The organism is Ulvibacter litoralis (genome assembly GCF_900102055.1).
GTDB classification, from domain to species: domain Bacteria; phylum Bacteroidota; class Bacteroidia; order Flavobacteriales; family Flavobacteriaceae; genus Ulvibacter; species Ulvibacter litoralis.
Window position 1 is genome coordinate 372,960 of sequence record NZ_FNBA01000002.1, and the last position, 25,137, is coordinate 398,096.

Sequence of the window (25,137 nt, forward strand, 5' to 3'; positions counted from 1 at the left end):
TTTGATAGATAATATAGAATACAATACAGAAAGGCCTAAGCTGATCATTCCTGAATATGGTAGACATATTCAAAAAATGGTAGATCAGGCGGTAGCAACAGAAGATAGAGAGAAGCGTAATAAATTGGCAAAAAGTATTATTGCTGTCATGGGAAATCTGAATCCGCATTTGCGTGATATTCCAGATTTTCAACCGATGTTGTGGGATCAACTGTTTATTATATCTGATTTTAAATTAGATGTAGACTCTCCGTATCCAATTCCGACACGAGAAGAATTATCAGAACGTCCTGAGCCCTTAGAGTATCCTCAAAATTTTCCTAGATACCGATTTTACGGAAACAATATCAAACGTATGATAGATGTTGCTGTAAGCTGGGAAGAAGGTGATAAAAAAGAAGGATTGGTATTAACAATTGCCAATCACATGAAGAAGTGTTTCCTTAATTGGAATAAAGATACGGTAGAAGATGATGTCATTTTTAATCATTTATACGAGCTTTCTGATGGAAAGTTAAATCTTAAAAATAGCAATGAAGATCTTTCAGATGCTTCAAACCTATTAAAAGTTAAAAAGCGTTATACTAGTAATTCAAACTCTTCAAATAAAAAGAATTACAAAAACAGCAACAATAACAACCGAAACTCTAATCGTAAGCGTTACTAAAACATTGTATCAGTATTTATGGGAACTTTTCAAATAGAAGGTGGGCATAAACTAAAAGGAGAAATACGTCCACAAGGAGCTAAAAATGAAGCCCTACAAATTCTTTGTGCTGTATTATTAACACCAGATGAAGTTATCATTGAGAACATCCCTGATATTAGAGATGTAAACAAGTTAATTGGAATCTTAGGAAATCTAGGTGTAAAAATTCAAAAATTAGGAAAAGGAAAGTATGCGTTTATCGCAGACGATCTGAAACTAGAATACTTAGAGTCTGAGTTATTTAAAGAAGAAGGAAGTTCACTTCGTGGTTCTATCATGATTGTGGGGCCTTTGTTAGCTCGCTTCGGAAAAGGATACATTCCACGACCTGGAGGCGATAAAATTGGAAGAAGACGTTTGGATACGCATTTTGAAGGTTTTATCAAACTAGGAGCAACTTTTCGTTATAATAAAGAAGAACGTTTTTACGGCGTAGAAGCTCCTGAAGGATTAACGGGTGCGTACATGTTATTAGACCAAGCTTCTGTAACAGGAACTGCTAATATTGTGATGGCAGCTGTACTTGCAAAAGGAACAACTACGATCTATAATGCTGCGTGTGAACCTTATTTACAGCAGCTTTGTAATATGCTAAACTCGATGGGCGCAAACATTAAAGGTGTGGGCTCTAATTTATTAGTAATTGAAGGTGTTGAATCTCTAGGAGGTTGTACACATCGTATTTTGCCAGATATGATTGAGATTGGTAGCTGGATTGGTCTTGCTGCTATGACGCATAGTGAAATTACAATTAAAGATGTAAGTTGGGAAAATTTAGGGATCATTCCAGATACCTTTAGAAAGCTAGGAATTACCTTAGAGAAGCGAGGAGATGACATATACATTCCTTCGCATAAAGAATACGAAATACAAGGATATATTGACGGCTCTATTTTAACTGTTGCAGATGCTCCTTGGCCTGGATTTACGCCAGATTTATTGAGCATTGTATTGGTGGTTTGTACGCAAGCAAAAGGAAGTGTGCTGATACATCAAAAAATGTTTGAAAGTCGTTTGTTTTTTGTGGATAAATTGATTGATATGGGCGCAAAAATTATTTTATGCGATCCACACAGAGCTACAGTGATTGGACATAACTTCCAATCGAGCTTAAAAGCTACCACAATGGTTTCTCCAGATATTAGAGCAGGTATTTCATTACTGATTGCTGCTTTATCTGCGAAAGGAACAAGTACCATTCATAACATAGAGCAAATAGATCGTGGGTACGAAAATATAGATGAAAGATTACGTGCAATAGGAGCTAAAATTACAAGACTAGACTCATAAACATACCGTATAAAAAATAAAAAAAGCCACCAATTTGGTGGCTTTTTTTATGCAGAAAAATGTAATTATACACTTCTGTTTTTATTTATTTCGTCTTGAAGTTTTCTTCTTAATTGTTGCTCATTTGTCAATGTTTTTTGACGGTGTGCTTCAAAATCAGCTTCTGTTTCTGCTAGTTTTAATTTGGCAGCTTTTGTTACTCCGTGACTGTTTTTGTATTTAATAAATAGAAATGCAAGTATCACTAATAAGCCAATAATAATTGACCACAGTATAGTGTTGTAAGTTGATTTTTGTGTAATTACTCCAAAAAGCTCAATACCATCCTCTTTTTCTTTAGAAATGACTAACTCTTTTTTAGTGGTACTTAAATTTTCAGTAAGTGTATTAATCTCACTTTTTTGCTTTTCAATTTCAGAATTAGCGGTTTCAATTTTAAGTTCTAATGCAGAAACAGAGTCAAGTACATTTTTTCGTAACGTATTAATCTCTGTTTTTTTAATTACTTTAAATTCTTGATAGCTATTAGATCCTTCAATTACATCTGTAAATTGGTCTTCAATAGTGTTTGTTTTTTCTTGAGCATAAAATACTGAAGAAAAGGTGAAAAAAAGTAATAGGGTAAAAACGTTGGTTTGCATAATTATCTCGTTAGGTCTGTTTTGCTAATTTAACACCGCAAGAGTAGAAAAATTGTGTGAAACAACCCAAAGATACGAAGTAATTAATTTTTTTTTAACAAGGTTTAATCCTTATTCCTACAGTAATTAAGTGCTCCTGATGGACATTTTTTTACCTGTGTCATAATTTTGTGAGTAGGAGCTCCATTCAAATCAATCCACGGAATCACAGTTGTTCTAAATACATTTGAAAGGCCTTTGGCACATTTCTCAGCATTTATGCACTTTTTTGGTTCATAAGTAACGGTAATTTCACCATTGGTGAACATTGTAGCGGGGGTTTCCATAAGTATACATTTTGGGGTTATGTATGAATATGTGTATCATATATCGGTTAAATATATAAAAAAATCCGATAAAAAGCGCAAAATGTTGATTTTAAAAGTGTTAAATGTTAATTTAATGCTTTCTTGTAAGAAGAAAGGCAACGCTCACGAGCTTCTTTATGGTCTACAATCGGTTGTGGATATGTTTCAGTTCCATATTCCTCCACCCACTTTTTTACATAAAGTCTATCTTTATCAAATTTGTCAAGTTGTGTGGTGGGATTAAAAATTCGAAAATAGGGGGCAGCGTCTACACCACTTCCAGCAGCCCATTGCCAATTTCCTACATTACTAGCTTGTTCGTAATCTAGTAATTTTTCAGCAAAATAAGCTTCACCCCAGCGCCAATCAATAAGTAAGTGCTTGCATAAAAAACTAGCGACAACCATTCTCACACGGTTGTGCATGGTACCTGTTTGTGCTAGTTGTCGCATTCCAGCATCTACTAATGGATATCCTGTTGTTCCTGCTTTCCAGTGATTAAACTCTGTTTCATTATTTCTCCAATTAATATAATCGTAGGCAGGTTTAAAGGCATCGGTTACTGTTTTGGGAAAATGCCAAAGTATTTGAATAAAAAACTCTCTCCATATTAATTCGTTTAAGAATACTTCTTCTGTTTCTGAAGCAGCTTTTAAAACAATATTGCGAATACTCACAGTACCAAATCGCAAATGCGGACCTAGATTTGAAGTGTTGTGTAATGGATAATCTCTAGTCTCTTTATAATGTTGTATTAAGTCTGAAGAACAATCGTAATCAGCCACTTTTATAGTAGATTCTTCTAAACCTAGCTGTTTTAAGGTGATGGTTGGAGTTTTCTTTAGCTGTAAAAAATTGGAAGGAAGATCTGTTAGGGTGTGTGGTTTCAATGTTTTTAATTCTGAAAACTTTTTCTTCCAAAGTTTCATGTAAGGTGTGTAAACAATATACGGACTCTTGTCTGCTTTTACAACTTCATCTTTTTCAAAAATAACGTGATCCTTATAGGTTTTATAAGTGATTTTCATTTTAATTAAAAATGATTTTATAAGAGTATCACGTTCTATCGCATACTGTTCATAATCATGATTGAAAAACACATTTTCTACCGTATATTCTGTAATTATTCTTTTAAATACATCAATAGGGTTTCCGTAGAAAATAGAAAGAGAACTACCAAATTCTTGTAAAGATTTCTGTAATTTTTGAAGGGTTTGATAAATAAAGGTAATTCGAGCATCATCTTTGGGAAGCTCATTGAGTATGTTTGAATCAAAAATAAATATTGGAAGAACTGGGGCTTCCTTCTGAAGTGCCTCGAAAAGACCTACATTGTCTTCTAATCGTAAATCTCTCCTAAACCAAAATACTGTAACTTGCTGTTTCACAAAGCAAAGATAGTTTTTGTTTCACGAAATACCTGTAATATTAAACATAAAAAATAGTTAACATTTTTAATTTTATTGTTTTACAGGTTTTAACGGCAAAAAAGACTTAATAGCTTTAGGGATTTGGTGCTTCAATCTGCAAACAGACTATGGTTATTAGCCGTCTATTTTAAGGTTTTGTTAACTATTAAAAAACAATGGTGTCGTAACTTCGCTATAACTTATAAAAACTATTAAATATGAAAAAAATACTTCTTTTCGCTTTTGTAATGTCTTTGGGTATTACAGCACAAGCACAAATTGAAACTCCAGCTCCAAGCCCATTTCAAAAAATTGAGCAAAAAGTTGGTTTAACTGATGTAACTCTAGAATATTCTCGTCCAGCAATGCGTGGAAGAACAATTTTCGGAGATCTTGTTCCTTTTGGTGAAATTTGGCGTACAGGAGCAAATGCAAATACTAAAATTACATTTAGTGATGATGTAGTAATAGGAGGTAAGACTCTAAAAGCAGGTAGTTATGCGATTTACACAAGACCTGCATTATCAAATTGGGATGTTATCTTTTACAGCGATGCAAATAACTCTGGAACTCCAAAAAAATGGGATGAAAGCAAAGTAGCAGCAACTGTTTCTGCTCAAGTGTATCCAATGCCAATGGATATTCAATCATTCACAATGTCTTTCGACGACTTAACAAATGATTCTGCTGTACTTGGAATCCTTTGGGAAAAAACATACGTTGGTGTACCTATTAAATTTGGTACTGATGAAGCTGTATCTGCTTCTATTGATAACGTAATGAACGGACCTGGAGCAAGAGATTACTATGCTGCTGCAGTTTACTATTTAGAATCAGGAAAAGACATCAATAAAGCTAAAACTTGGATTGATAAAGCTATTAACATGAGCGATAGTCCTGCATTCTGGCAATACAGACAACAATCTTTAATATATGCAAAAGCAGGAGATAAAAAAGGAGCTATTGAAGCTGCTAAAAAATCATTGAAACTTGCTAAAGAAGCTGGAAACAACGATTATGTTACTATGAATACTAAGTCTATTAATGTGTGGGAAGGTAGACCTTCTATTGACAAATAGACTTATTTATACCATCAGAAAAAAGCCTCTTACATTTGTAAGAGGCTTTTTTTATGCTTTAATTTTGAGGACCCTTTTTGTGAGGATTGTTTGTAATAGTAGTGCTATTATAAGGCTGCTTTAGTACTATTTTAAGTGTACTCAATGAATGTGGATAAAGTAGTTACGTTCTTTGCAAAAGCGCATCAGTCTACTCTCAAATTTAATATCAAAGATTTTTATGTTCTTCTTTTAATTGTTAAGCGCGTACTTTCTTTTTCGGAATTGCTACTTGTAACAATATAGCGATGGTAATAACTATGAAACATCCTACCACATTCAACCATAAATACGGCATTAAGTCAATCCACCAGATATAAATAACAATGGCTTGTGTAATTAATGCGGCTATAAATACAGCTTGACCTTTAATAAATTTAAAGAAGAACGCCAGTAAGAAAATACCTAATACGTTTCCGTAGAAAATGGAACCAATAATATTTACTAACTGAATTAAATTATCAAACAAGTCGGCAACACACGCTACACCGATTGCAATTACTCCCCATAATAGTGTAAACCATTTGGAAGCGTGCACATAATGTTTATCATCTTTATTGGCAACATTACGCTTGTATAAGTCGATAGCGGTTGTAGAACCTAAAGCATTCAATTCGGAAGCAGTTGATGACATGGCAGCGCTTAATATTACCGCCAAGAGCAAGCCTATTAATCCGCGAGGAAGGTTGTGTAGTATAAAATGGATAAACACATAATCCTTATCGTTGATTTGTGCATTCGGATTCGCTTTTTTGATGACAACTTTGGCTTCTTCTCGTAAGGCGGTTTCCGAATTGTTTAATGTTGAAATTTCTACTAATAAAGCGTCTTTTTCAGCCGAAGCATGCGCACGAGCATAGGTAATTTGCTTTTTCTTAAGTTGCTGTTCAATACTCGCTTTTTGATCTTCTAACGCTTGGTATTCTGAAGCATATTCCGAAGCCATTACTGCTTTTACAACGGAAGGATTAAAGTTTAAAGGAGAACTATTAAATTGATAAAAAACAAAAACCATCACTCCGACCAATAAGATGAAAAACTGCATCGGTACTTTCAGCAAGCCGTTAAAAATTAAGCCCATCTGACTTTCCTTTACCGATTTTCCTGAAAGGTACCGTTGCACCTGACTTTGATCTGTACCGAAGTAGGAGAGGGCTAGAAAGCTTCCTCCAATAATTCCACTCCAAAAGGTGTATCGATTTTCAAAATCGAACGAAAAGTCTAGAATGTCCATTTTCCCGTTGGCTCCTGCAATGTCTAAGGCTTTATCGAATGTAATGTCGAGAGGAAGGTAATTCAGAATAATTAAGAAAGCCATAAACATTCCCGCGAAAATGACGCCCATTTGTTGTTTCTGAGTCACACTTACGGCCTTGGTTCCTCCACTTACTGTATAGATAATCACCAAGACTCCAATAATAATGTTTAAGTACACAAGGTTCCATCCCAATACTGCCGATAAGATAATAGAAGGTGCAAAAATGGTGATTCCTGCCGCCAACCCACGTTGAATTAAAAATAAAATAGCGGTTAGAGTTCTGGTTTTTAAATCGAAACGCGTTTCGAGGTATTCGTAGGCGGTAAATACATTAAGACGATGGTAAATAGGAATAAATACCAAACAAATAACCACCATAGCAATTGGCAATCCAAAATAGAATTGCACAAAACCCATTCCGCTATGAAACGCCTGTCCTGGAGTTGATAAAAAAGTAATAGCACTTGCTTGAGTAGCCATTACACTTAGTCCGATAGTCCACCAACGAGATTCGTTTCCGCCTTTTAAATAGTCGGTAACGTTTTTGCTGCCTCGCGACTTATACGTACCATATAAAACAATAAAAAGTAACGTTCCTATAAGGATAATCCAATCTATCTGCCCCATATTAAGCGTAACTTTTCATTAACAGATAAAACAAAAAGATATAGCCTGCATTAAACAGTAAAACAAGGGTGTATTTCATTTTCCAGACAAATTTGTCTTTCACTTCTTCTACAACAGAATCATTTTCCATAAGGGTACCAGACGGCAGATTTTAACGTGATTATTTTCCTAAAGACAGTAAATTAGCGAATAGTCGATACGCACCGGGAACTCCAGCAGGTAATTCTCTAAAAAAGCTCAGTCCTGTATAAATATAATGCCCTTTTCCGTAGTTCGCAACTAATAACGACCCTTTGGTTTGCGGATAGTCTTTATCGTGCATTCCAAGGATTGGTGTAAATGCCTTGTCCCATTCGTTCGGGAAATACAATCCGCGTTCTTGCACCCAGCCTTCAAAATCTTTTTGTGTGATTTTATTTGGTGTGTTTAAAACGGCATGTTTCGGTTCAAGTAGTTTTACTTCGGAAAATTCATCGGTAACACGATCTCTGGAAAGTTCTAAAGGATATGGTGCAATAGCATCAGTAACCAATCTGCGATTCGTGTTGTACTGAAGCAGTAGTGTTCCGCCATTTTCTACATAGGTATTAAAAGTGTTCTGCGTAAAGGCTAATTCTGGAACTGTGTTATACGCTCTAATTCCCACGACAATCGCATCGAACTGTTTTAGGTTTTCTTCCGTTATTTCTGAAGGATCTATTGTTGTTACCTTATATCCAATTTGTTTCAAACTTTCAGGAATTGCATCACCAGCACCATTAATGTACCCGATATGTTCTCCTTTTTTCTGAATATTAATGCGTACTATTTTCGCTTCCGAAGGCAATAAAACACTTTGAAATGGAATATGGTCATAATCTATAGTAACCAATTCTTTATTGTAAAAGGCATCACCTAGGTGTACCAAGGGTTTCAATTCTCCTTCACTTTGGTCTTTAGGTGGGGTTACTGTAAAAAACACAGTTTGTTCTTCGCCCATACGCGCTAAACTAAACGTATGTTGTGCAGGAGAAACAATCCAACCTTTAGGATGCTGAAGTGTAACGGTTCCTGTAATATTGGCTCTTCCAGCTCTTACTTTTACCGGAATCTGTTTTGCATCGTTGGTGGCAAAAATTAATACTTTTTCCGGAATGCTAGCTGTTGCTTCTGGTAATACTTGAAACGGACGAAAGACCTCTCCTTTTACAGGGTCGTTGAATTTGTACACAATGTTTCGTACCATCGGAATTTCAACACCTTCTACAGTCAAGTTAAAAGATACTGGAAATTGATAGGTTTGTTCGGGTAGTCCAATTAAAGAAGCGTCTGCAACCTTGTACATTCCTAAAGTTCCTTTTTCGTTTAACCAATACGGAGCCGAATAGTTAGTGGCTGTAAAGGTGCCTTCTGTGCTTTCTAAGGTTACACTTTTGTTGTTTGTTAAGTCGGTAGCGCGTAATTGCGACGGAAACTGAATAATAGGTGAGGTAACCGAGTTTAAGCTGATGGCAGCGTTCGATCTGTTGATGGCTTCAATTGTAACAGTTACATTCCCTTTTGGCGTGGTGCTTTGTTCGTTGGCAACAGCTTCAAGGTACAATCCTGAACAATCTGAAATAAGTTGTGTAATTTCTTTTAATTTGATGTCTTTCCAATAACCTTCGGGAAGGTTTTGTAATAAACTGTATGCTTTCGCTAATTGTGGGACACTCGCTGCAGGATTTTTAAAGTCGAAGTTATTTTGCACCTCCGTTAAAATAGCACCAATGGGAGCACCGCCTTCAATGCGAGTCCAAGTGGTGTTAATTCCGTCGAAAAGATCATTATTTTTAGGAAAATCACCTTTTAAAAATTCTAAGTATTCATTTTCTGTTCCTCTAGATCCAGTACTTCCGAATCCTTGCGATTTGTGCATACTTCTACTCAACGAAGCAATTTCACCATTTGACAAACCTACAGTTGGATAATAGTTTCCAGTTTCAACCGTCACTAATTTTGATTTGTCCGCTTTTTCAAACTTTTCTTTACTTCCGTAGAACCACCATGAGGTATTAAATAACAATCGTTTTGGTTTCCATGTTCCAAACTCTTTAGCGGTTTCAGGATATTGCGTAGGGTCATTTACCATGTCGAATGCTTCAACACTTAACATGGCCGAAGAGGTGTGGTGTCCGTGAGTACTTCCTGGACTGCGGTGATCAAATCGATTTACAATCACATCAGGTTTAATTTTTCGAATCGCGCGAACCACATCGCTTAGTACTTCTTTTTTGTTCCAAATGGCAAGTGTTTCGTCTGGATGTTTAGAATATCCAAAATCGTTGGCACGTGTAAAAACTTGTTGTCCGCCATCGGTACGCCTTGCTGCGAGTAACTCTTGCGTACGAATCACTCCTAAAAGTTCTCTAATTTCTGGTCCTACAAGGTTTTGTCCTCCATCGCCACGAGTAAGTGACAAATAAGTTGTATTCGCCTTTACATCATTGGCAAGGTAGGAGATAAGTCTCGTATTCTCGTCGTCTGGATGTGCAGCAATGTATAGAGCAGTACCTAAAAAGTTTAACTTTTCTAGCTGTGCGTATACTTCGGAAGCGGTTGGTTTTTTGGGTTGTTGTGCTTGTAAGGTGGTTATGCTTAAGATACTACTTAGTAGTAGGATGTAGATATTTCGCATGGATGCTATTTTGAATTTTTCAGTAAGACTCAAATATACCCAAAATCGAAAACTAGATTAATCTATTGGCTGTTCTTTAACATTTTGATCGAGTTCGTCTTCTTCCGAAGTATACTCAGGAATATCTTCAACTTTTATAACGGAAACTCCTTTTTGAAGCATCAAACTATTAGGGTATGTAATTATTTCCCCTTGATTTGTTTTTAAAATAAGATGGAAGGTTTTTATATCCTCAATAATTCCTTCGTTGGGGAAATCTTTATCGTGGATTTTTATAAAATCTCCAATTTTGTAGGGAAAGGTAAAAAACATAATCACTCCGCTTGTAATATTACATAAGATAGACCATTGCGCAAAAAAACCAACGCCTATCACTGCAAAAACAGAAGACATAACAACGCCAAGGTTTTTAACATCCACTCCCCAAATTAGGATAAGTCCTAAAATAAGCAAGAAAATGGTTCCGAAGTCAATATATTTAATAATCAATCCCGTGCGATGCTCTACGCGTTCCGAGTTTTTAGCAAAACGCTTTACAATTCGAATCATTACCCAACGTGTAATAACAAAAAGGGAAATGTGAATAAGGGTAAGGATAATTTGTGAGGCGTAAACTTCTAGAAACATACTTTTATCTATTACGAACTGAATGAACTACAAATTTACGCTAAAATGGTCTAGCTGCAATTTCTAATAGTGTTTTATACACCAATCGTGTGGGAAGTCCCATAACATTAAAATAAGAACCTTCTAAACGATCAATCCCAATATAACCAATCCATTCCTGAACACCATAGCTTCCAGCTTTATCATACGGTTGATACGTATTTAGGTAATATGCAATTTCTTCTTCAGTAAGAGTTTTAAACCAAACTTTGGTGGTGTCGTTAATGGTTTTCTGAAAGTGTTTGTTGGTAAAACACACAGACGTAATTACTTCATGAACAGAACCACTTAAGTTCTGAAGCATTTGCGTTGCGTCTTCTTTGTCTAAAGGTTTGCCAAGGGCTTTTCCATCTTTCCAAACAATAGTATCGCTGGTAATTACAATATCTCTTTCTGAAAGATCCTTAAAAGCAGAAGCTTTAAGTTGTGCGAGGTAATCTGTAATCTTAGCACCGTCTCCAATTTGAGCAGGATAGACTTCTTCCACTTCTCTTACGTCAATGGTGAAATTGATGTCTAATTCTTCAAAAAATTGTTGTCTTCTAGGAGAACCAGATGCAAGAATGATATTGTAATTCTTTAATTTTTCTTTTAGCATAGTGTATGGTTTATGAAAAATACTTCGATAGGCTCAGTTAGATACGTGCGTCAGTTCTACTATAACACAACGTGCTTGTACAATAGCATCGAAATCATTCCTGTACATAGAATACCTTTCAGAAGCAAAGATAAAAAAGCATAATCTTTAGGCCGCTCAGCACTAAACGATTTTACACAAAAATAGAGTAAAGGTGCCATTACTAAGAATAGGAAATAAATCACCATCGCTTGCGTGCTGTATAAATAGGTGTACATATAAAGCACCACACAACATATGGTGAAAGCTGCTAAGCCAAAGATAATATAGGTAGCTCTTGTTCTACCAATTACAATAGGAATGGTCTGTAGTCCTCCGTTTTTGTCACCATTAATATCCTGAATGTCTTTTACAATCTCTCGAATTAAATTGAGAAGAAAAGCAAATGTGGCATAATGAAATACTACTTGCATGGCTTTTAGTTGCAGTACCTTGTCGTTCGGGTTTAGAACTGGCAGAACGTCAAAAATCCCTACAATAAGGACACTTAGTGCCACCAATACAGAAACTAAAATATTTCCAATAAGGAATACTCCTTTTAGGGTTGATGAATAAAAATACAGCAACGCAGCAATAATAACAAAAAGAGAGGCAAACGTAGGTTTTCCGACCACGTTGGCAAGGTAAAACCCAATACCTACACCTAAAATGGTTAAGGTAAAGTAAAGTCGATTTGCGGTGGTTTCAGAAATGCGTTTTCCAATAATTACCTTAGATGGTTTGTTAATTAAATCGATGGGTATATCAAAACAATCGTTGATGATATTTCCGGCAGCAGCGATAAAGACAGTTGCTACAACCAATAGCGCAAATTGCAGATCGGTAAGTGCTAATGGAATGTGTAATGCTTCAAAAAAGCCGTATTTAATAAAAACCTGCATCAAGCTAATTATGATGAGGTTTTTGTAACGGATGAGGTTTAAAAAAGCCACGAATTAATTGTAAGCAGCGCTAGATTCACCGTTGCTAATCCATTTGCCTTGCACTTTAAGTACTTGCTCAATCACGTCTCTAACACAGCCTTTTCCACCATTTTTATGAGATACATATTTAGAAACTTCCTTAATTTCTGGAACGGCATCTTGTGGTGAACAAGGCAATCCTATTTGTTGCATTACTTGTAAATCTGGAATGTCATCGCCCATATAGAGCACGTTTTCATGCTTTAGCCCTTTTTCGGTTAAATATGTTTGTAGGGTTTCGGTTTTATGATGCGCTCCTAAATGAATGTCGGTAATTCCCAAGCCTTTTAAACGAACACGAACCCCTTCATTATTTCCTCCAGAGATAATACACACATGATATCCTTTATCTACAGCCGTTTTTAAAGCATACCCATCTTTAATATTCATGGTACGCAATAATTCGCCCGTAGTGGTTACGGTGATTGTTCCGTCGGTTAAAACACCATCTACATCAAAAACAAAGGTGGTAATATGGTTGAGGTATTCTTTATAGCTTTTTTCCATGGGGTGGGTTGTATTTTTCTTGAATGGCTTTGGTTATTTCTTGATATACGGTTCTGTTGGAGCCGTTTCCTAACAAATGTAGGTGTTTTTCTATTGTTTTGGTATCGTTTCGTTTTGCCGGACCTGTTTGCGCTTCGTCTGGCGTTAAGGTTTCAACTTTACGAGCTGTTTCAGCAATAAGTGGTTGTAGTAAGCTGAACGGAAGTTGATTTTCTTCCAAAATAGCGCTACTAATACTGTACATGTGATTTACGAAATTGTTGACAAATACAGCCGCTAGATGTAGTTTTAATCGTTCTTCGGAAGTGATTACAGTTACTTTTTCTGAAAGTGCTTCGCCTAAAGTTTGCAGTAGAACTATATCTGAAGCTTCTTCAGCTTCAATACAAATAGGAATTTCGCTGAAAGTGACGACGCTGTTTTTTGAGAAGGATTGCAATGGGTAAAAAACCCCTTTTCTATTTTTTTCTGAAAGAGCCGTTAACGGAACACTTCCAGAAGTATGTACCACTAATTTATTCTGAAACGAAAGTGTTTCAGAAAATGCAGCAATCGCATCGTCTGGAATCGCAATGATGTACACATCGGCTTTTACTATTTCTGAAAGATGTGTCGTAAACGGAACAGTGGCAACTTCCGAAGGAAGTGAAATGACACTTCGATTATACACCTGACAAACAGAAACAGTATTGGATTTCTGAAATGCGTTACACAAGTGATATCCTACGTTTCCAAAGCCTAAAAAAACAATTCGAATCATATAGCGAAGGTAAAACTTTTACTGTTTTTTAGCGGTAGATTTTATGTTTAATAATTTCAATTTCGCCGTCTTGTTCCAGTTGTTTGCAAGCACGTATAATGGTTTCTACACGTAAACCTGTAAGATTAGCAATTTGTTGACGGGTTAAATCTAGCTTGTATTTGGTGGTAATTCCTTCTTTTTGTTTCAGAAAATCGATGAAAGCGACGATTCGATGTTCTGGAGGATGTACAGAGATTTCGTTTAAGATCATCGATTTGTAACGAAGTCGGTTGGATAATGTACTGGTAATATGTAAATGAAGGTCGAAGTTTACTTTTAGAAGTTCAAAAAAGTTCTTTTTCCCAATTTTAAAAAGCGTTGTTTTTGAAATCGTACTAGCGGAGGCAGGGTATTTAAAATCACCAAATAATGGAGGCTCGCCAAAGCTTTCACCATCATAAAAGATGCCTTGCACAAATTCTTTTCCGTTTTCGTTGAGGTTGTACATTTTTACGCCACCTGTCTGAATTTGAAAATAAAAATCGGCTCTCTTATTTTCAGAAAAAATAACTTCATTTTCTTCAAAAGAGACACGAATCGCTTGGTGTTTGAGTAAGGTTTCTTCAGGAATCATAATGGTATGATTAGCCTCATAAACTATGAGGGGCATTTATCAGAACTTTACGATAAAATTAACGAAATTAAATGATGAAAGCATTTAGAACGAAAGATTTAATAGCAGCGTTTAATTACAATCGATTTATGTATATCCCGTTAACTATTATATTTCAAAGCTGTTTGGGGTCTATAGCAGCAATGCTTGTTTTAGAAAATGGTACTTCGTTCCTTACCGGAATCGAACTATTTTTATGTGTAGCAACGTGTATGTTGTACAATGCAGCATTGTTGGCGCAATTAAAATCAAACCTTACCTTTTGGTTATTAGTTGTAAGTTTGGGGGTAAATACAGTGTTAATCATTATTAACTTGTTGTAAGTCTATGAAAAAAGAAGATATTAAAAATCGAGAAGATGTGTTTTTATTGGTCACTACATTTTATGAAAAAGTTCGAAAGAATGAATTACTCGGACCTGTTTTTAATTCAGTGATCACAGACTGGGAGCATCATTTTGAACATTTAACCGATTTTTGGCAGAGCAATTTATTTTTTGAAAAAACTTACAAAGGCAATCCAATGCTAAAACATGCTGAAGTAGATAAAAAAGTAGGCGGAACGATAAACGAAATGCATTTTGGTGTTTGGTTGCAGCTCTGGTTTGAAACCTTAGACCAATTGTTTGAAGGGGATGTGGCTCTAATCGCAAAAAATAGAGCTAGAAACATGGGGACTTTTTTGCATATTAAAATATTTGAAGCTCGCGCTATAAAGAGTTAAAAAGAGGAATTCCTTAACAATTTTAAGTAGTAAAAACGGTTGTAATTGTCTAAATTTGCACCCAAAATTCGCTATAATGCAAAAGAAAATTGCTTCTATCCTTTTTTCCACTCGTCTTACTTCAATTTTATTTTTAGTTTTTGCCGCTGCAATGGCTATCGGAACCTTCTTAGATGTAGGGTACGAGAACGCACCTTCGGCTTATACACGAGTATTAATTTATAACGCTTGGTGGTTTGAAGCCATCATGTTGATATTTGTGATCAACTTTATTGGAAACATTTTTAGATTCCGATTATTACGAAAAGAGAAATGGACAACTCTTTTATTACACGCTTCGTTCATCTTAATTTTAATAGGTGCTTTTGTAACACGTTACATAGGGTTTGAAGGTGTTATGCACATTAGAGAAGGCGCTACCGAAAATACAATCTTGTCGCAAGAAACCTACCTTACTACATTTATAGATGGAGATTATGAAATAGATGGTGTAGCACAACGTCGTAAAGTAGCTCCTAAGGAGTTAATGCTTTCTGAACGATTATCGAATGATTTTACAATTAAAACCGATTATAATAAGGAGCCAGTCACCATCACTTATAAAGACTTTATTAAAGGTGCAAAAGAAGGATTAACTTTTTCTGAAACAGGAGATGACTACCTTAAAATTGTAGAAGCAGGAGATGGGAGTCGTCACGATCATTGGCTTAAAAAAGGAGAAGTAGAAAATATCCATAACATTCTATTTTCATTTAATAAGGAAACGGCAGGCGCAATTAATATAACAGTTACTGAAGATGGAAACTATCAGATAGCATCTCCATTTGAAGGTGAATACATGCGAATGGCAGATCAGATGCGTGGCGTGGTAGTTCAAGATAGTGTACAACCTTTAGTGCTTCGCTCTTTATATCAAATGGCTGGTATGTCGTTTGTAATTCCTGAGCCTGTAACAAAAGGAACTTTCGGCATTGTAAAAGCTGAAAAAGCTGATAATGCTATTCAAGACGCATTAATTGTCGATGTTACAGCAAAAGGAGAAACAAAAACGGTTGGCTTACTAGGAGGGAAGGGAACACTTCCAAATCCGAAAGAAGTAGCAATAGGAAACCTTAAAGTATATTTAGCTTACGGGTCTGAGCAATACGATTTACCCTTTAGTATTACACTGAATGATTTTATCGCCGATAAATATCCAGGAACTGAAAAAGGTTATTCTGCCTTTAAAAGTAAAGTGACTGTCAACCTTCCATCTAATGAAACTAAAGATGAAGAAATTTATATGAACCACGTATTAGATTTAGAAGGCTATCGTTTTTTTCAATCAGGATTTGATCCGGACGAGCAAGGAACCATTTTGTCTGTAAATCACGATTTCTGGGGAACTTGGATTACCTATATTGGATATTTCTTATTGTATATTGGTTTAATGGCTATTTTATTTGACAAAGGATCTCGTTTTGGATTTTTAGAAAAAACACTAACCAATATTAAAAAGAAGAAACGTAAAGCACTTTCTATAGCAGCACTTTTAGTTGCCTTAACGGGTTACTCACAACAACCAACTACCAATCCACATTCTGAAACGTATAAGAAGGAAATAGACTCAGTGTTATTTGCCAATGCGGTTTCTAAAGAGCACGCAGCAAAGTTTGCAAAATTAATTATTCAGGATAATGGGCGAATGAAGCCTATCAACACTTTTGCAAGTGAGTTATTACGTAAAGTGAGTAGAAGTGATCATTACGAAGGTTTAGACGCCAATCAGGTGTTTATTTCTATGACAGAATTTCCTAGATTGTGGTCTCAGGTTCCATTAATCGCCCTGAAAAGAGGAAACGATAGTATTCGTGATATCGCTGGAGTTCCAGAAGGAACAGAACAATTAGCATTGGTCGATTTGTTTGACGCACGCGGAAATTACAAATTAGAACCGTATTTAGAAGCAGCTACAAACAAGGCAAATCCAAATCAGTTTGAAAAGGATTTTGTGAAAGCACACGAGAATTATTACGTACTGAATCAAGCATTAACAGGAACCATTCTGAAAATATTTCCTATTCCTGATGATGAAAATAATAAATGGGTTTCGTTTCCAGAATTACAAGAAGCCAATTTTAAAGGAACAGATTCTGTCATTACACGAACCATTCTTCCGGCATACTTCCAAATTCTTAGTAAAGCAAGAGAAACAGGAGATTACACGGAAGCAGACGAAATATTAATCGGACTAAACAAGTTTCAGCATAAATACGGAAGCGACGTAATTCCTTCCGAAGGAAAAATAAAAGCAGAAATGATATACAATAAGGTTGATGTTTTTAACCGCCTGTATAAGTATTTTGCAATTATTGGTGTTCTAATGTTTACCTTCTTAATTATTCAAATATTTAAAGAGGGGAAGGTCGTTAATAAATTAGTTACAATTTGTAAATACATTATTTGGACGTTCTTCATCTTAATGACACTCGGATTAATAGCACGTTGGTATGTTAGTGGGCACGCTCCTTGGAGTGACGCCTATGAGTCTGTTATTTATGTGGCTTGGGCTACCGTGTTTTTTGGTCTTGCGTTTGGTAGACGAAGTGATTTAACCATTGCTTCAACAGCTTTTGTGGCTGCAATAATATTATGGGTAGCTCACGAGAACTGGTTAGACCCTGCTATTGCAAACTTACAGCCTGTGTTAGATAGTTATTGGTTAATGATTCACGTAGCTGTTATTGTAGGGAGTTACGGACCGTTTACCTTAGGAATGATTTTAGGAGCGACTTCGTTGTTTCTTATGATTTTTACTACGGAAGGCAATGTAAAGAAAATGGAATTTAATATTAAAGAAATTACTGTGGTGACAGAAATGGCGCTTACAGTAGGTCTTGTCATGCTTACCATTGGAAATTTTTTAGGAGGACAATGGGCCAATGAGAGTTGGGGGCGTTACTGGGGTTGGGACCCTAAAGAAACGTGGGCATTGATTAGTATTATGATTTACGCCTTTGTAATTCATGCACGTTTGGTACCTGGTCTTCGCGGAAAGTGGTTGTTTAATGTCATGTCGATGTTTGCATATGCCTCTATTATGATGACCTATTTTGGAGTTAACTTCTATCTAAGTGGTTTGCATTCGTATGCGAGTGGAGATGCCCCTGCAACACCAACATTTGTTTGGTATATTGTAATAGGAGCAGTGTTACTTAGTGTTATATCGTATGTACGATACAAAAAATACTACATAAAAAAAGGATAAGCTTTTAAACTTATCCTTTTTACATGGTTGTTTTTTAATTGGGAGCTAATACTATAAATTGTATTCTTTAAAGCTTATAGATTAGTTATAGATGTAGTCTGGTTGAGTTTCAACCATTCTATAGTCTTCTTTTACTTGTTCACCAATATCAAGCTTAAAATAAAGCTCTTTTGTCAATTCTTCTATTTCTGGTTCTGTTGTTTTAAGTTTACGAGCAATTTTAGCATTGTCTTTCCCTTCAGAAATATATTGTAATAATTTAATTTCTAAACCATCTAAGTCATATTGCATAATTAGGTTTTCAAGATACATGTCTTGCATAATCTTTTCGGTATTACTTCTATTTATCACTTCTTGACGTTGCAAGAAAATGCGCATCTCTGTTTGACGAATTACGTGTTCTTCTTTGATGGCACCCATGCGATACATTACTGCGTACGTGATAATAAGCATTTCAATAGTGGTAGCTACTTTTAAGTGAACGCTTTCAGTAAAAAGGAAATGAATTCCTAGGTTTTTTAATACAAAATAATCAAAGCTAAAAAGCATTGGAATAGCGAAAGCGATAACGTAAAACTTTACATAATTCTTTTTGCTGAATAGAACGACTCCTGCAGAAAAGTAAAGTAATAATACTGCCATTAATGAAGCATTAGCAATTCCTGTAAATAAGCTTGCTTCTGAAATCCAACTTGTAAAAGTAGTAACTAATGCTACCGATAATAATGCAGCAGCAATCCATTTTACTTTTGGGAAAAATTCTTCAATCGATAAAAACTTTGAAGCAAATGCCGCACTGGAGATTGTTGCGATTAAAAACAACGTAGTCTGCATGGCTCCTATATTTTCAATTCCGGTGATACCAATAAATGGAAATAAATTATCACTAAATAGAATAGTAGCTGCTACGGTAGTCAGTGCAATTGAATAAAGTAAATAGTTTTTTTCTTCAAAGAGAAAGAAGCATACAACGTTTAATAGAATAACCATGATGGTAAATCCATAAAACAGTCCTTGTAAAAACAAATTCGTAGTTGCTTTATCGGGCTGTATTATATCTACTTTCGATATTGCTGTTTCAGAAGTGTTTTTTTCTGTGTTTTTGTAAGAATTAGCTTCAAATGTCGCTTTTTCTAGTTTTGTGTTAGTTGTGCCTTCTGCATTTAATACACTTTTTTCGGGTGTATCTATTGAAGGAGTTGATTGTGCGGCTATAGTTGAAATGTCTAAAACATTTTCAATAGCTTTTGTGTTCTTAACGCCTTTATTAACAGACTCTTTTGCTTTAAAGTCTACTAGTTTAATTGCTGAGTAAGAAGGGGTGCTGCTGCATAGGGCTGCAAGTAAAAAACACAAAACGGGGGGCAAAATTTGCGATCTCATTTATATAAGTTTAAGTGATTTGGGTGGTTAAATATACTAAATAACTACACTTAAACTATTTTATTTGCATTTAATCGATGAAATGCATAAAAAAAGCCATTCTATTAGTAGAATGGCTTTTGTATTTTTTGAGTAAGGATGTTTAAAACCTTATAAATGATGATTTAAAGTTGTATTATTTTTCTCCAACCATATTCTCTGGTTTTACCCACTCATCAAACTCATCGGCCGTTAAATAACCTAAATTAAGAGCTTCTTCTTTTAAAGTAGTTCCGTTTTTATGTGCTGTATTCGCAATTTCTGCTGCTTTATAGTACCCAATTTTCGGATTTAAAGCCGTTACAAGCATTAACGAATTGTTCAATTGTTTTGTAATTACATCATAGTTAGGTTCTATTCCTTGAGCACAATGTTCGTCAAACGATACACAAGCATCTCCTAATAACTGAGCAGATTGTAAAAAGTTTGCAGCCATTACAGGTTTAAATACATTTAATTCATAGTGTCCTTGCATTCCTCCAACAGCAATAGCCATGTCATTACCTATTACTTGTGCACAAACCATTGTTAGGGCTTCACATTGTGTAGGATTAACTTTTCCAGGCATGATAGAAGATCCAGGCTCATTCGCTGGAATGTTTATTTCACCAATTCCACTTCTAGGTCCGCTAGCAAGCATACGAACATCGTTTGCAATTTTATTGAGTGACACAGCCAATTGTTTTAACGCCCCATGTGACTCTACAATAGCATCGTGTGCTGCCAATGCTTCAAATTTATTTTTAGCAGTAACAAAAGGTAGTTCTGTAAACTTCGCAATAGTAGCAGCTACAATTTCAGCATATCCTTTTGGAGTATTGATCCCTGTACCTACTGCAGTACCTCCTAAGGCAAGTTCAGCTAAATGTGGGAGAGTATTATCTAATGCTTTTAAACCGTGCTCAAGTTGTGAAGCATAGCCGCTAAATTCTTGACCTAGTGTTAAAGGAGTAGCATCCATTAAGTGAGTACGTCCAATTTTTACAACATCTTTAAATTCTACAGACTTCTCTAATAAAGTTTTATGTAATTTTTGAATTCCAGGAATGGTAACTTCTACTAATTTTTTATACGCAGCAATGTGCATTCCAGTAGGGAAGGTGTCGTTGGATGATTGTGATTTGTTAACATCATCATTAGGTTGTAATGTTTTTTCTCCTTCACCTATTGTTTTTCCAGCAATTTGATGGGCGCGATTCGCGATTACCTCATTTACATTCATATTACTTTGCGTACCACTTCCGGTTTGCCAAATAACTAACGGAAATTGATCATCGTGTTTTCCTGCAACTATTTCATCACAAACGGTTGCAATTAAATCTCTTTTTTCTTCAGGAAGAACACCTAATTGGCAATTTGTATAGGCTGCAGCTTTCTTTAAATAAGCAAAACCATATACTACTTCTAAAGGCATAGAAGCCGAAGCGCCTATTTTAAAATTATTACGAGAGCGTTCTGTTTGTGCTCCCCAAAGTTTATTGGCAGGTACTTTTACCTCACCCATTGTATCTTTTTCTATTCTAAATTCCATAGGTTTACATGTTTAATTCTGAATCAGTACAAAGGTAGTTAAATCACGAGTGTTACTCAACTTCCAAAATGTTTATTTCCTGTGAATATTTTGAAAAAAATTGTTGTTTTTTCTGAAAAAATCCTGCTATCTTTGAACCATTATTTAAAACACGTTATAGTATGTTCGACTTTAATCAATATTTAGGATTTTTAGCTTTCTTAACCATTTTAACAATTGGGTTTTGGTTAATGATATTTTTAGTGTCAATTATTCCTTATTGGATTGGTGGTGCTTTATATGAAAACTGGAAATTAAAACGTGAAGCAAAAAAAGAAATCGTAGAGTAATTCTTATTGTATTACTTTAGACACAGCATATAAAAAAGGGATTCACATTTGTGAATCCCTTTTTCTTTGCACTAAATTGATATAGCTATTTATTTTGCGTAGGTTTGGTAGGCTATTGAGCCTTTTCCCCAATTGTAGTTATCAGAGCCATTACTCCACATATTAAATTTATACAATTTCATATCGCTACCTCCAGGATCGTGTTGTTCGATGTATCCTTTTAATTCATATACTATAATTCGATCTTCATGATGTGAAGTGAAATTTTCAATATAGGTGTTTGTAATAGTACCCATACTACTTATATTATTGGTTGAATCGTATTCTACAGGAATTAGAGTAAACTTACGAGAACCTTGTGGTTGTTCTGTTCCATCTTTAGTAAACTTAATACCTATATAGGTTTTGCCTGGATTTTGTCCTACAGCTGTTCCCATAGGTACCGAGTAATTAATAATCACTTTACTTTCCGTATTGGCTGGAATTGTAACACTTATTTGTAATCCTAAGTCCAGATTATCTACTGTATTTTGTCCAACGATAAACTCACTTACCGATTGTGTTGCGACAGTTTCGTCTGCATCGTACAGTAAAAAAGCTTTGAATTTAGAAACTTTTCCTTCCGAATTTATACTTAGTACATGACTTCCAGATTCCTCATCTAGCTGCCTAATTCGTAAATCACCATTTACATCTAGCGTTGCCATCGGTTCAGTAGTGTTAATACCAACTTGTGAAAAAGTTTGCACACTAATAATCAAAAATAATAAGGTCGAGACTGTCAGTTTTCCAAGCGGAAAACCTGTTTTAATTTGGGGATATTTCATTGTATTTGGGGATAGTGGTTCTGTGCTAAACTATAAAAATCAAGACAATAAAAAAGGTTTTTCCACGGGAGTAGAAAAACCTAAGTAACATTATTTGAATGTGTTATCGTGTAAGCAATAGTGAATGCAATGCTTTACAGCTGAATGTTAAAGTTTTATTTTAACATAGTTTTAACACATTTACGAATTTAAATTTTAACATAATTTGAAGGAAAAATCCTGTTAATGAGTATTTTATCGTGTTTTTTGTGTTTTTAAACGTTTATTTAGTCATATTTAATTATCCTTCAAAACCTTCTTCACCATCTCCACCGTTTCCTCTTCCTGGACGTTCTCTCTTTTTCTTTTCATTGAAACGATACATGAACGAAACTGTAAATTGACGCTGTCTCCATTGAAATTCATTTTCACTTAAAAACGTATCAGTTTCAGTTGTGGTGTTTCGTTTACGTGTATTGAATAAATCTCGTACATTAAAACCTATCGTAGCATTGTCATTTATTATTTCTTTACTAAATGCTATGTCTACAGAAAGGATTCCTTCATTTTCAGATTGAGCTGTGCTTGACGGACCTCTATAAAATGCGTTGGTTTGCCATTCTATTTTAGCAGGAAGACTCACTTTTGCACTTCCTCTTCCGAAGTAACTGGTATTAGAAGTACCGTAATCTACGTTGTTGTAGAATCCTTCCGTTTCAAATTTAAAGAAGTTAAAACTACCGTTTAGACGTAACCATTTGGTTGGGTTGTATAAAAGACCCGCTTCAAAACCGTATCGCTTGTTTGTTGCAAGGTTAATAGGAATGGTTCTAATAATAGGAATCCCATTTGCAGTAACTTCACCTGTATCTTCTTGTACTCTTTCAAAAGCATCCGTTTCATGTTGGTAATACACAGAACTTGTTAGTGTTAATTTTCGTCCCCAACGTTTAAGATATCCAAGGTCGAAAGCACTCGCGTACGCTGGATCTAAGTTCGGATTTCCTTGAAAAATATTCGCTTCACTAGAACGAGAAGGGAATGGATTGATAAACCAACTACGCGGTCTGTTAATTCTACGATTGTATCCAAGGCTTATGTTTTCGTTTTCAGCCAACTCATAGATAAAGTTAACGGTAGGGAAGAGGCCTGTATAGTTTTTATCAAAATTAAGATCGAAGTCAGGATTGTTTGAGTTTACATCTGTTTCAGTAGCAACTTCTCCTTTTAATTGTGTGTTCTCAAGACGTAGTCCTAATAGGAAAGAGAATTCGCCAAACTTGTTACCGTATTGCGAATACACGGCGTTAATATTTTCATTATAAGTAAATACGTTTGAAAGGTCGTCATTTCTAACAAAACCTCCTGTAGTTATGTCTTCTTGAAGTAATAAATAATCGGTTGCTGTTTCTTCAAATCGGCTATTGAAACCAGCTTCAAACTGTGCATTTTCGCCAATTGGCAATACATAATCAGCCTTTGCTAAGTATTCTTTTTTGTCTTCTTTGGTAGTAATGTCTTCTGTCGGAATGATATCATTTATTCCGAAGGTGGTAAACTCCTCAATAAAAGATCTTTCTGTTTCATCACCGTTTTCATACTGTAAATCGACAGTTAATTCATGTCCGTTATCATCAAATTTATTGGTGTAATTTAAAGTGAATTGGTAGTTGGTATCGTCTTCTGTTTCTTCTTCGGTACGCACACGATTAATCGCAAGCTCATTTTCACGATTGTACTCGTCGGTAGTGTTGGTAGTGGTAGTTCCATTATCTCCAGTACGAACAAAACCAGTAGCCGTCACCGATGAATTATCATTGATAAAGTACTCAACCCCTAGATTCGTATTAAATCCTTTACGCAATCTCTCGTACCTTCTTTCTTCAGTTAAAAACGGATTCTCAACTGTTTCTGAAAAATATGTATTTTCAAATGTAGCACGTCCTGGGGCATCATTGTAGCGTATTCCTGTGGTATTAAAAATATTAAATTTATTCGTTCTTAAATTAATATTGGTCGTTAATCCACTTCCTAGCGGAACGTTGTAATTGGCTGAAAGTGAACCGTTCAATCCTAAGGTTTTTTCCTTTCTAAGAATAATGTTTAGAATCCCTGCAGTTCCCTCTGCGTCATATCGTGCGGAAGGTGACGTAATAACTTCTACACGTTCAATCGCATCGGCAGGCAACTGACTTAATGCATCTGTAGATCCAAATCCAGCCATGGCTGAAGGTTTACCATTAATTAGAATACGTACGTTTTCATTTCCACGTAAACTAATTGCTCCATCCACATCTACTGCTACAGAAGGTACATTACTTAAGGCGTCACTAACCGTAGCACCACTAGTGGTTAAATCTTTCCCTATGTTGTATATTTTTTTATCCAGACGTACTTGCACCTCAGTCGTTTCAGCACGAACTACAACCTCGTCTAAACTTTCACTATCCATTGCTAAATACATGGTTGGAAGCGTAGTACTTTTAAACAAACGTTGTTTGGTAAGTTGTTTGGTTTTATAAGAAATAAATTCAAATTGAACGGTGTACATTCCTTGTGGAACCTCAATTTTGTATTTTCCTTTTTCGTTTGTAATCCCTCCTGTAACAATTTTATTGTCTCTATCTGTGAAGGAAACCGTAGCATATTCTAATGGAAGATTGGTTCCTTGTTCTAAAATCGTTCCAGATATAATTATATCCTCAGGTTCCGGTCGCTGGGCAAAAAGTGATATGGATACAAATAAAAATAAAAGGCTGGTATATATTTTCATAGCGGTTTTTAGCAAATTTGACTGCGAAAATACCACTAGGTTTAAGGCAGATTTGCCAAACTTG

The 25,137-nt window shown here is 35.4% G+C and carries 22 protein-coding genes; 7 read left to right on the plus strand and 15 right to left on the minus strand.

Annotated features, from left to right (window positions below; translation table 11 throughout):
* Position 1 precedes the first annotated feature (1 nt).
* Positions 2 to 667, plus strand: coding sequence for a DUF4290 domain-containing protein (locus BLQ00_RS07770; protein ID WP_093142759.1), 666 nt, complete (start codon positions 2 to 4; stop codon positions 665 to 667).
* Between the two features lie 18 nt (positions 668 to 685).
* A complete protein-coding gene (murA, locus tag BLQ00_RS07775) occupies positions 686 to 1,999 on the plus strand; it encodes a UDP-N-acetylglucosamine 1-carboxyvinyltransferase (RefSeq protein WP_093142761.1) in 1,314 nt (437 codons plus the stop codon).
* 65 nt (positions 2,000 to 2,064) lie between these two features.
* Here the strand turns inward: murA and BLQ00_RS07780 are convergent, their stop codons facing one another.
* The 3 genes from BLQ00_RS07780 to BLQ00_RS07790 form a co-directional block, all read right to left on the minus strand.
* Positions 2,065 to 2,640 carry a hypothetical protein gene (locus BLQ00_RS07780; RefSeq protein ID WP_093142764.1) on the minus strand — a complete coding sequence of 192 codons (576 nt, stop codon included), beginning with the start codon at positions 2,638 to 2,640 and terminating at the stop codon, positions 2,065 to 2,067.
* A 104-nt stretch (positions 2,641 to 2,744) separates the two neighbouring features.
* Entirely contained in the window at positions 2,745 to 2,966 is a 222-nt protein-coding gene (locus BLQ00_RS07785; protein WP_093142767.1) for a (4Fe-4S)-binding protein, read from the minus strand.
* Between the two features lie 107 nt (positions 2,967 to 3,073).
* Positions 3,074 to 4,375, minus strand: coding sequence for a cryptochrome/photolyase family protein (locus BLQ00_RS07790; RefSeq protein WP_093142770.1), 1,302 nt, complete (start codon positions 4,373 to 4,375; stop codon positions 3,074 to 3,076).
* 239 nt (positions 4,376 to 4,614) lie between these two features.
* Between BLQ00_RS07790 and BLQ00_RS07795 the strand changes: the two genes are divergently transcribed.
* Entirely contained in the window at positions 4,615 to 5,475 is an 861-nt protein-coding gene (locus BLQ00_RS07795; RefSeq protein ID WP_093142773.1) for a DUF2911 domain-containing protein, read from the plus strand.
* A gap of 238 nt (positions 5,476 to 5,713) precedes the next feature.
* Here BLQ00_RS07795 and BLQ00_RS07800 read toward each other — a convergent pair whose 3' ends face one another.
* The 8 genes from BLQ00_RS07800 to BLQ00_RS07835 form a co-directional block, all read right to left on the minus strand.
* Positions 5,714 to 7,399, minus strand: coding sequence for a sodium:solute symporter family protein (locus BLQ00_RS07800; protein WP_093142776.1), 1,686 nt, complete (start codon positions 7,397 to 7,399; stop codon positions 5,714 to 5,716).
* A gap of 160 nt (positions 7,400 to 7,559) precedes the next feature.
* Entirely contained in the window at positions 7,560 to 10,055 is a 2,496-nt protein-coding gene (locus BLQ00_RS07805) for a PIG-L family deacetylase (RefSeq protein ID WP_093142778.1), read from the minus strand.
* A gap of 57 nt (positions 10,056 to 10,112) precedes the next feature.
* Entirely contained in the window at positions 10,113 to 10,682 is a 570-nt protein-coding gene (locus tag BLQ00_RS07810; RefSeq protein ID WP_093142781.1) for a mechanosensitive ion channel domain-containing protein, read from the minus strand.
* A 40-nt stretch (positions 10,683 to 10,722) separates the two neighbouring features.
* On the minus strand, positions 10,723 to 11,319 hold the full coding sequence (locus tag BLQ00_RS07815; RefSeq protein ID WP_093142783.1) for a Maf family nucleotide pyrophosphatase: 597 nt from the start codon (positions 11,317 to 11,319) through the stop codon (positions 10,723 to 10,725).
* A 59-nt stretch (positions 11,320 to 11,378) separates the two neighbouring features.
* Complete coding sequence (locus BLQ00_RS07820; protein ID WP_093142787.1) at positions 11,379 to 12,290, minus strand: geranylgeranylglycerol-phosphate geranylgeranyltransferase; 912 nt, start codon at positions 12,288 to 12,290, stop codon at positions 11,379 to 11,381.
* A 3-nt stretch (positions 12,291 to 12,293) separates the two neighbouring features.
* Positions 12,294 to 12,827: a KdsC family phosphatase gene (locus BLQ00_RS07825; protein ID WP_093142789.1), complete on the minus strand. Its 534-nt coding sequence runs from the start codon at positions 12,825 to 12,827 to the stop codon at positions 12,294 to 12,296.
* A complete protein-coding gene (locus BLQ00_RS07830; RefSeq protein WP_093142792.1) occupies positions 12,811 to 13,587 on the minus strand; it encodes a Rossmann-like and DUF2520 domain-containing protein in 777 nt (258 codons plus the stop codon). Before BLQ00_RS07830 ends, BLQ00_RS07825 begins: the two co-directional genes overlap by 17 nt.
* 28 nt (positions 13,588 to 13,615) lie before the next feature.
* Positions 13,616 to 14,239: a Crp/Fnr family transcriptional regulator gene (locus BLQ00_RS07835; RefSeq protein ID WP_229792608.1), complete on the minus strand. Its 624-nt coding sequence runs from the start codon at positions 14,237 to 14,239 to the stop codon at positions 13,616 to 13,618.
* Positions 14,240 to 14,274: 35 nt separating this feature from the next.
* Here BLQ00_RS07835 and BLQ00_RS07840 point away from each other — a divergent pair, with 35 nt between their 5' ends.
* From BLQ00_RS07840 to BLQ00_RS07850, 3 genes are all read left to right on the plus strand, one after another.
* Positions 14,275 to 14,565, plus strand: coding sequence for a hypothetical protein (locus BLQ00_RS07840; protein WP_229792607.1), 291 nt, complete (start codon positions 14,275 to 14,277; stop codon positions 14,563 to 14,565).
* Positions 14,566 to 14,569: 4 nt separating this feature from the next.
* On the plus strand, positions 14,570 to 14,965 hold the full coding sequence (locus tag BLQ00_RS07845; protein ID WP_093142796.1) for a group III truncated hemoglobin: 396 nt from the start codon (positions 14,570 to 14,572) through the stop codon (positions 14,963 to 14,965).
* A 76-nt stretch (positions 14,966 to 15,041) separates the two neighbouring features.
* Entirely contained in the window at positions 15,042 to 18,212 is a 3,171-nt protein-coding gene (locus BLQ00_RS07850; RefSeq protein ID WP_093142798.1) for a cytochrome c biogenesis protein CcsA, read from the plus strand.
* A gap of 81 nt (positions 18,213 to 18,293) precedes the next feature.
* Here the strand turns inward: BLQ00_RS07850 and BLQ00_RS07855 are convergent, their stop codons facing one another.
* Together BLQ00_RS07855 and fumC are read right to left on the minus strand one after the other, a co-directional pair.
* Positions 18,294 to 19,595 (minus strand): 7TM-DISM domain-containing protein, encoded by a 1,302-nt coding sequence (locus BLQ00_RS07855; RefSeq protein ID WP_093142801.1) that lies wholly within the window; start codon positions 19,593 to 19,595, stop codon positions 18,294 to 18,296.
* Between the two features lie 175 nt (positions 19,596 to 19,770).
* Positions 19,771 to 21,165 carry a class II fumarate hydratase gene (fumC, locus tag BLQ00_RS07860; RefSeq protein WP_093142803.1) on the minus strand — a complete coding sequence of 465 codons (1,395 nt, stop codon included), beginning with the start codon at positions 21,163 to 21,165 and terminating at the stop codon, positions 19,771 to 19,773.
* 161 nt (positions 21,166 to 21,326) lie between these two features.
* On the opposite strand from fumC, the gene BLQ00_RS17565 reads away from it, so the two are divergent.
* Complete coding sequence (locus tag BLQ00_RS17565; protein WP_093142806.1) at positions 21,327 to 21,494, plus strand: hypothetical protein; 168 nt, start codon at positions 21,327 to 21,329, stop codon at positions 21,492 to 21,494.
* An 89-nt stretch (positions 21,495 to 21,583) separates the two neighbouring features.
* On the opposite strand, the gene BLQ00_RS07870 is transcribed toward BLQ00_RS17565, so the two are convergent.
* Together BLQ00_RS07870 and BLQ00_RS07875 are read right to left on the minus strand one after the other, a co-directional pair.
* On the minus strand, positions 21,584 to 22,321 hold the full coding sequence (locus tag BLQ00_RS07870; RefSeq protein WP_093142808.1) for a hypothetical protein: 738 nt from the start codon (positions 22,319 to 22,321) through the stop codon (positions 21,584 to 21,586).
* 280 nt (positions 22,322 to 22,601) lie between these two features.
* Positions 22,602 to 25,073, minus strand: coding sequence for a TonB-dependent receptor (locus BLQ00_RS07875; RefSeq protein WP_093142811.1), 2,472 nt, complete (start codon positions 25,071 to 25,073; stop codon positions 22,602 to 22,604).
* Positions 25,074 to 25,137: the final 64 nt, after the last annotated feature.

What these genes read in the sequence shown, in the direction of transcription:
- murA (WP_093142761.1), top strand. Translation starts at nt 686, where the DNA reads ATGGGAACTTTTCAAATAGAAGGTGGGCATAAACTAAAAGGAGAAATA.
- BLQ00_RS07780 (WP_093142764.1), bottom strand. Translation starts at nt 2,640, where the DNA reads ATGCAAACCAACGTTTTTACCCTATTACTTTTTTTCACCTTTTCTTCA.
- BLQ00_RS07785 (WP_093142767.1), bottom strand. Translation starts at nt 2,966, where the DNA reads ATGGAAACCCCCGCTACAATGTTCACCAATGGTGAAATTACCGTTACT.
- BLQ00_RS07795 (WP_093142773.1), top strand. Translation starts at nt 4,615, where the DNA reads ATGAAAAAAATACTTCTTTTCGCTTTTGTAATGTCTTTGGGTATTACA.
- BLQ00_RS07800 (WP_093142776.1), bottom strand. Translation starts at nt 7,399, where the DNA reads ATGGGGCAGATAGATTGGATTATCCTTATAGGAACGTTACTTTTTATT.
- BLQ00_RS07805 (WP_093142778.1), bottom strand. Translation starts at nt 10,055, where the DNA reads ATGCGAAATATCTACATCCTACTACTAAGTAGTATCTTAAGCATAACC.
- BLQ00_RS07810 (WP_093142781.1), bottom strand. Translation starts at nt 10,682, where the DNA reads ATGTTTCTAGAAGTTTACGCCTCACAAATTATCCTTACCCTTATTCAC.
- BLQ00_RS07815 (WP_093142783.1), bottom strand. Translation starts at nt 11,319, where the DNA reads ATGCTAAAAGAAAAATTAAAGAATTACAATATCATTCTTGCATCTGGT.
- BLQ00_RS07825 (WP_093142789.1), bottom strand. Translation starts at nt 12,827, where the DNA reads ATGGAAAAAAGCTATAAAGAATACCTCAACCATATTACCACCTTTGTT.
- BLQ00_RS07830 (WP_093142792.1), bottom strand. Translation starts at nt 13,587, where the DNA reads ATGATTCGAATTGTTTTTTTAGGCTTTGGAAACGTAGGATATCACTTG.
- BLQ00_RS07835 (WP_229792608.1), bottom strand. Translation starts at nt 14,239, where the DNA reads ATGCCCCTCATAGTTTATGAGGCTAATCATACCATTATGATTCCTGAA.
- BLQ00_RS07840 (WP_229792607.1), top strand. Translation starts at nt 14,275, where the DNA reads ATGATGAAAGCATTTAGAACGAAAGATTTAATAGCAGCGTTTAATTAC.
- BLQ00_RS07845 (WP_093142796.1), top strand. Translation starts at nt 14,570, where the DNA reads ATGAAAAAAGAAGATATTAAAAATCGAGAAGATGTGTTTTTATTGGTC.
- BLQ00_RS07850 (WP_093142798.1), top strand. Translation starts at nt 15,042, where the DNA reads ATGCAAAAGAAAATTGCTTCTATCCTTTTTTCCACTCGTCTTACTTCA.
- BLQ00_RS07855 (WP_093142801.1), bottom strand. Translation starts at nt 19,595, where the DNA reads ATGAGATCGCAAATTTTGCCCCCCGTTTTGTGTTTTTTACTTGCAGCC.
- fumC (WP_093142803.1), bottom strand. Translation starts at nt 21,165, where the DNA reads ATGGAATTTAGAATAGAAAAAGATACAATGGGTGAGGTAAAAGTACCT.
- BLQ00_RS17565 (WP_093142806.1), top strand. Translation starts at nt 21,327, where the DNA reads ATGTTCGACTTTAATCAATATTTAGGATTTTTAGCTTTCTTAACCATT.
- BLQ00_RS07870 (WP_093142808.1), bottom strand. Translation starts at nt 22,321, where the DNA reads ATGAAATATCCCCAAATTAAAACAGGTTTTCCGCTTGGAAAACTGACA.
- BLQ00_RS07875 (WP_093142811.1), bottom strand. Translation starts at nt 25,073, where the DNA reads ATGAAAATATATACCAGCCTTTTATTTTTATTTGTATCCATATCACTT.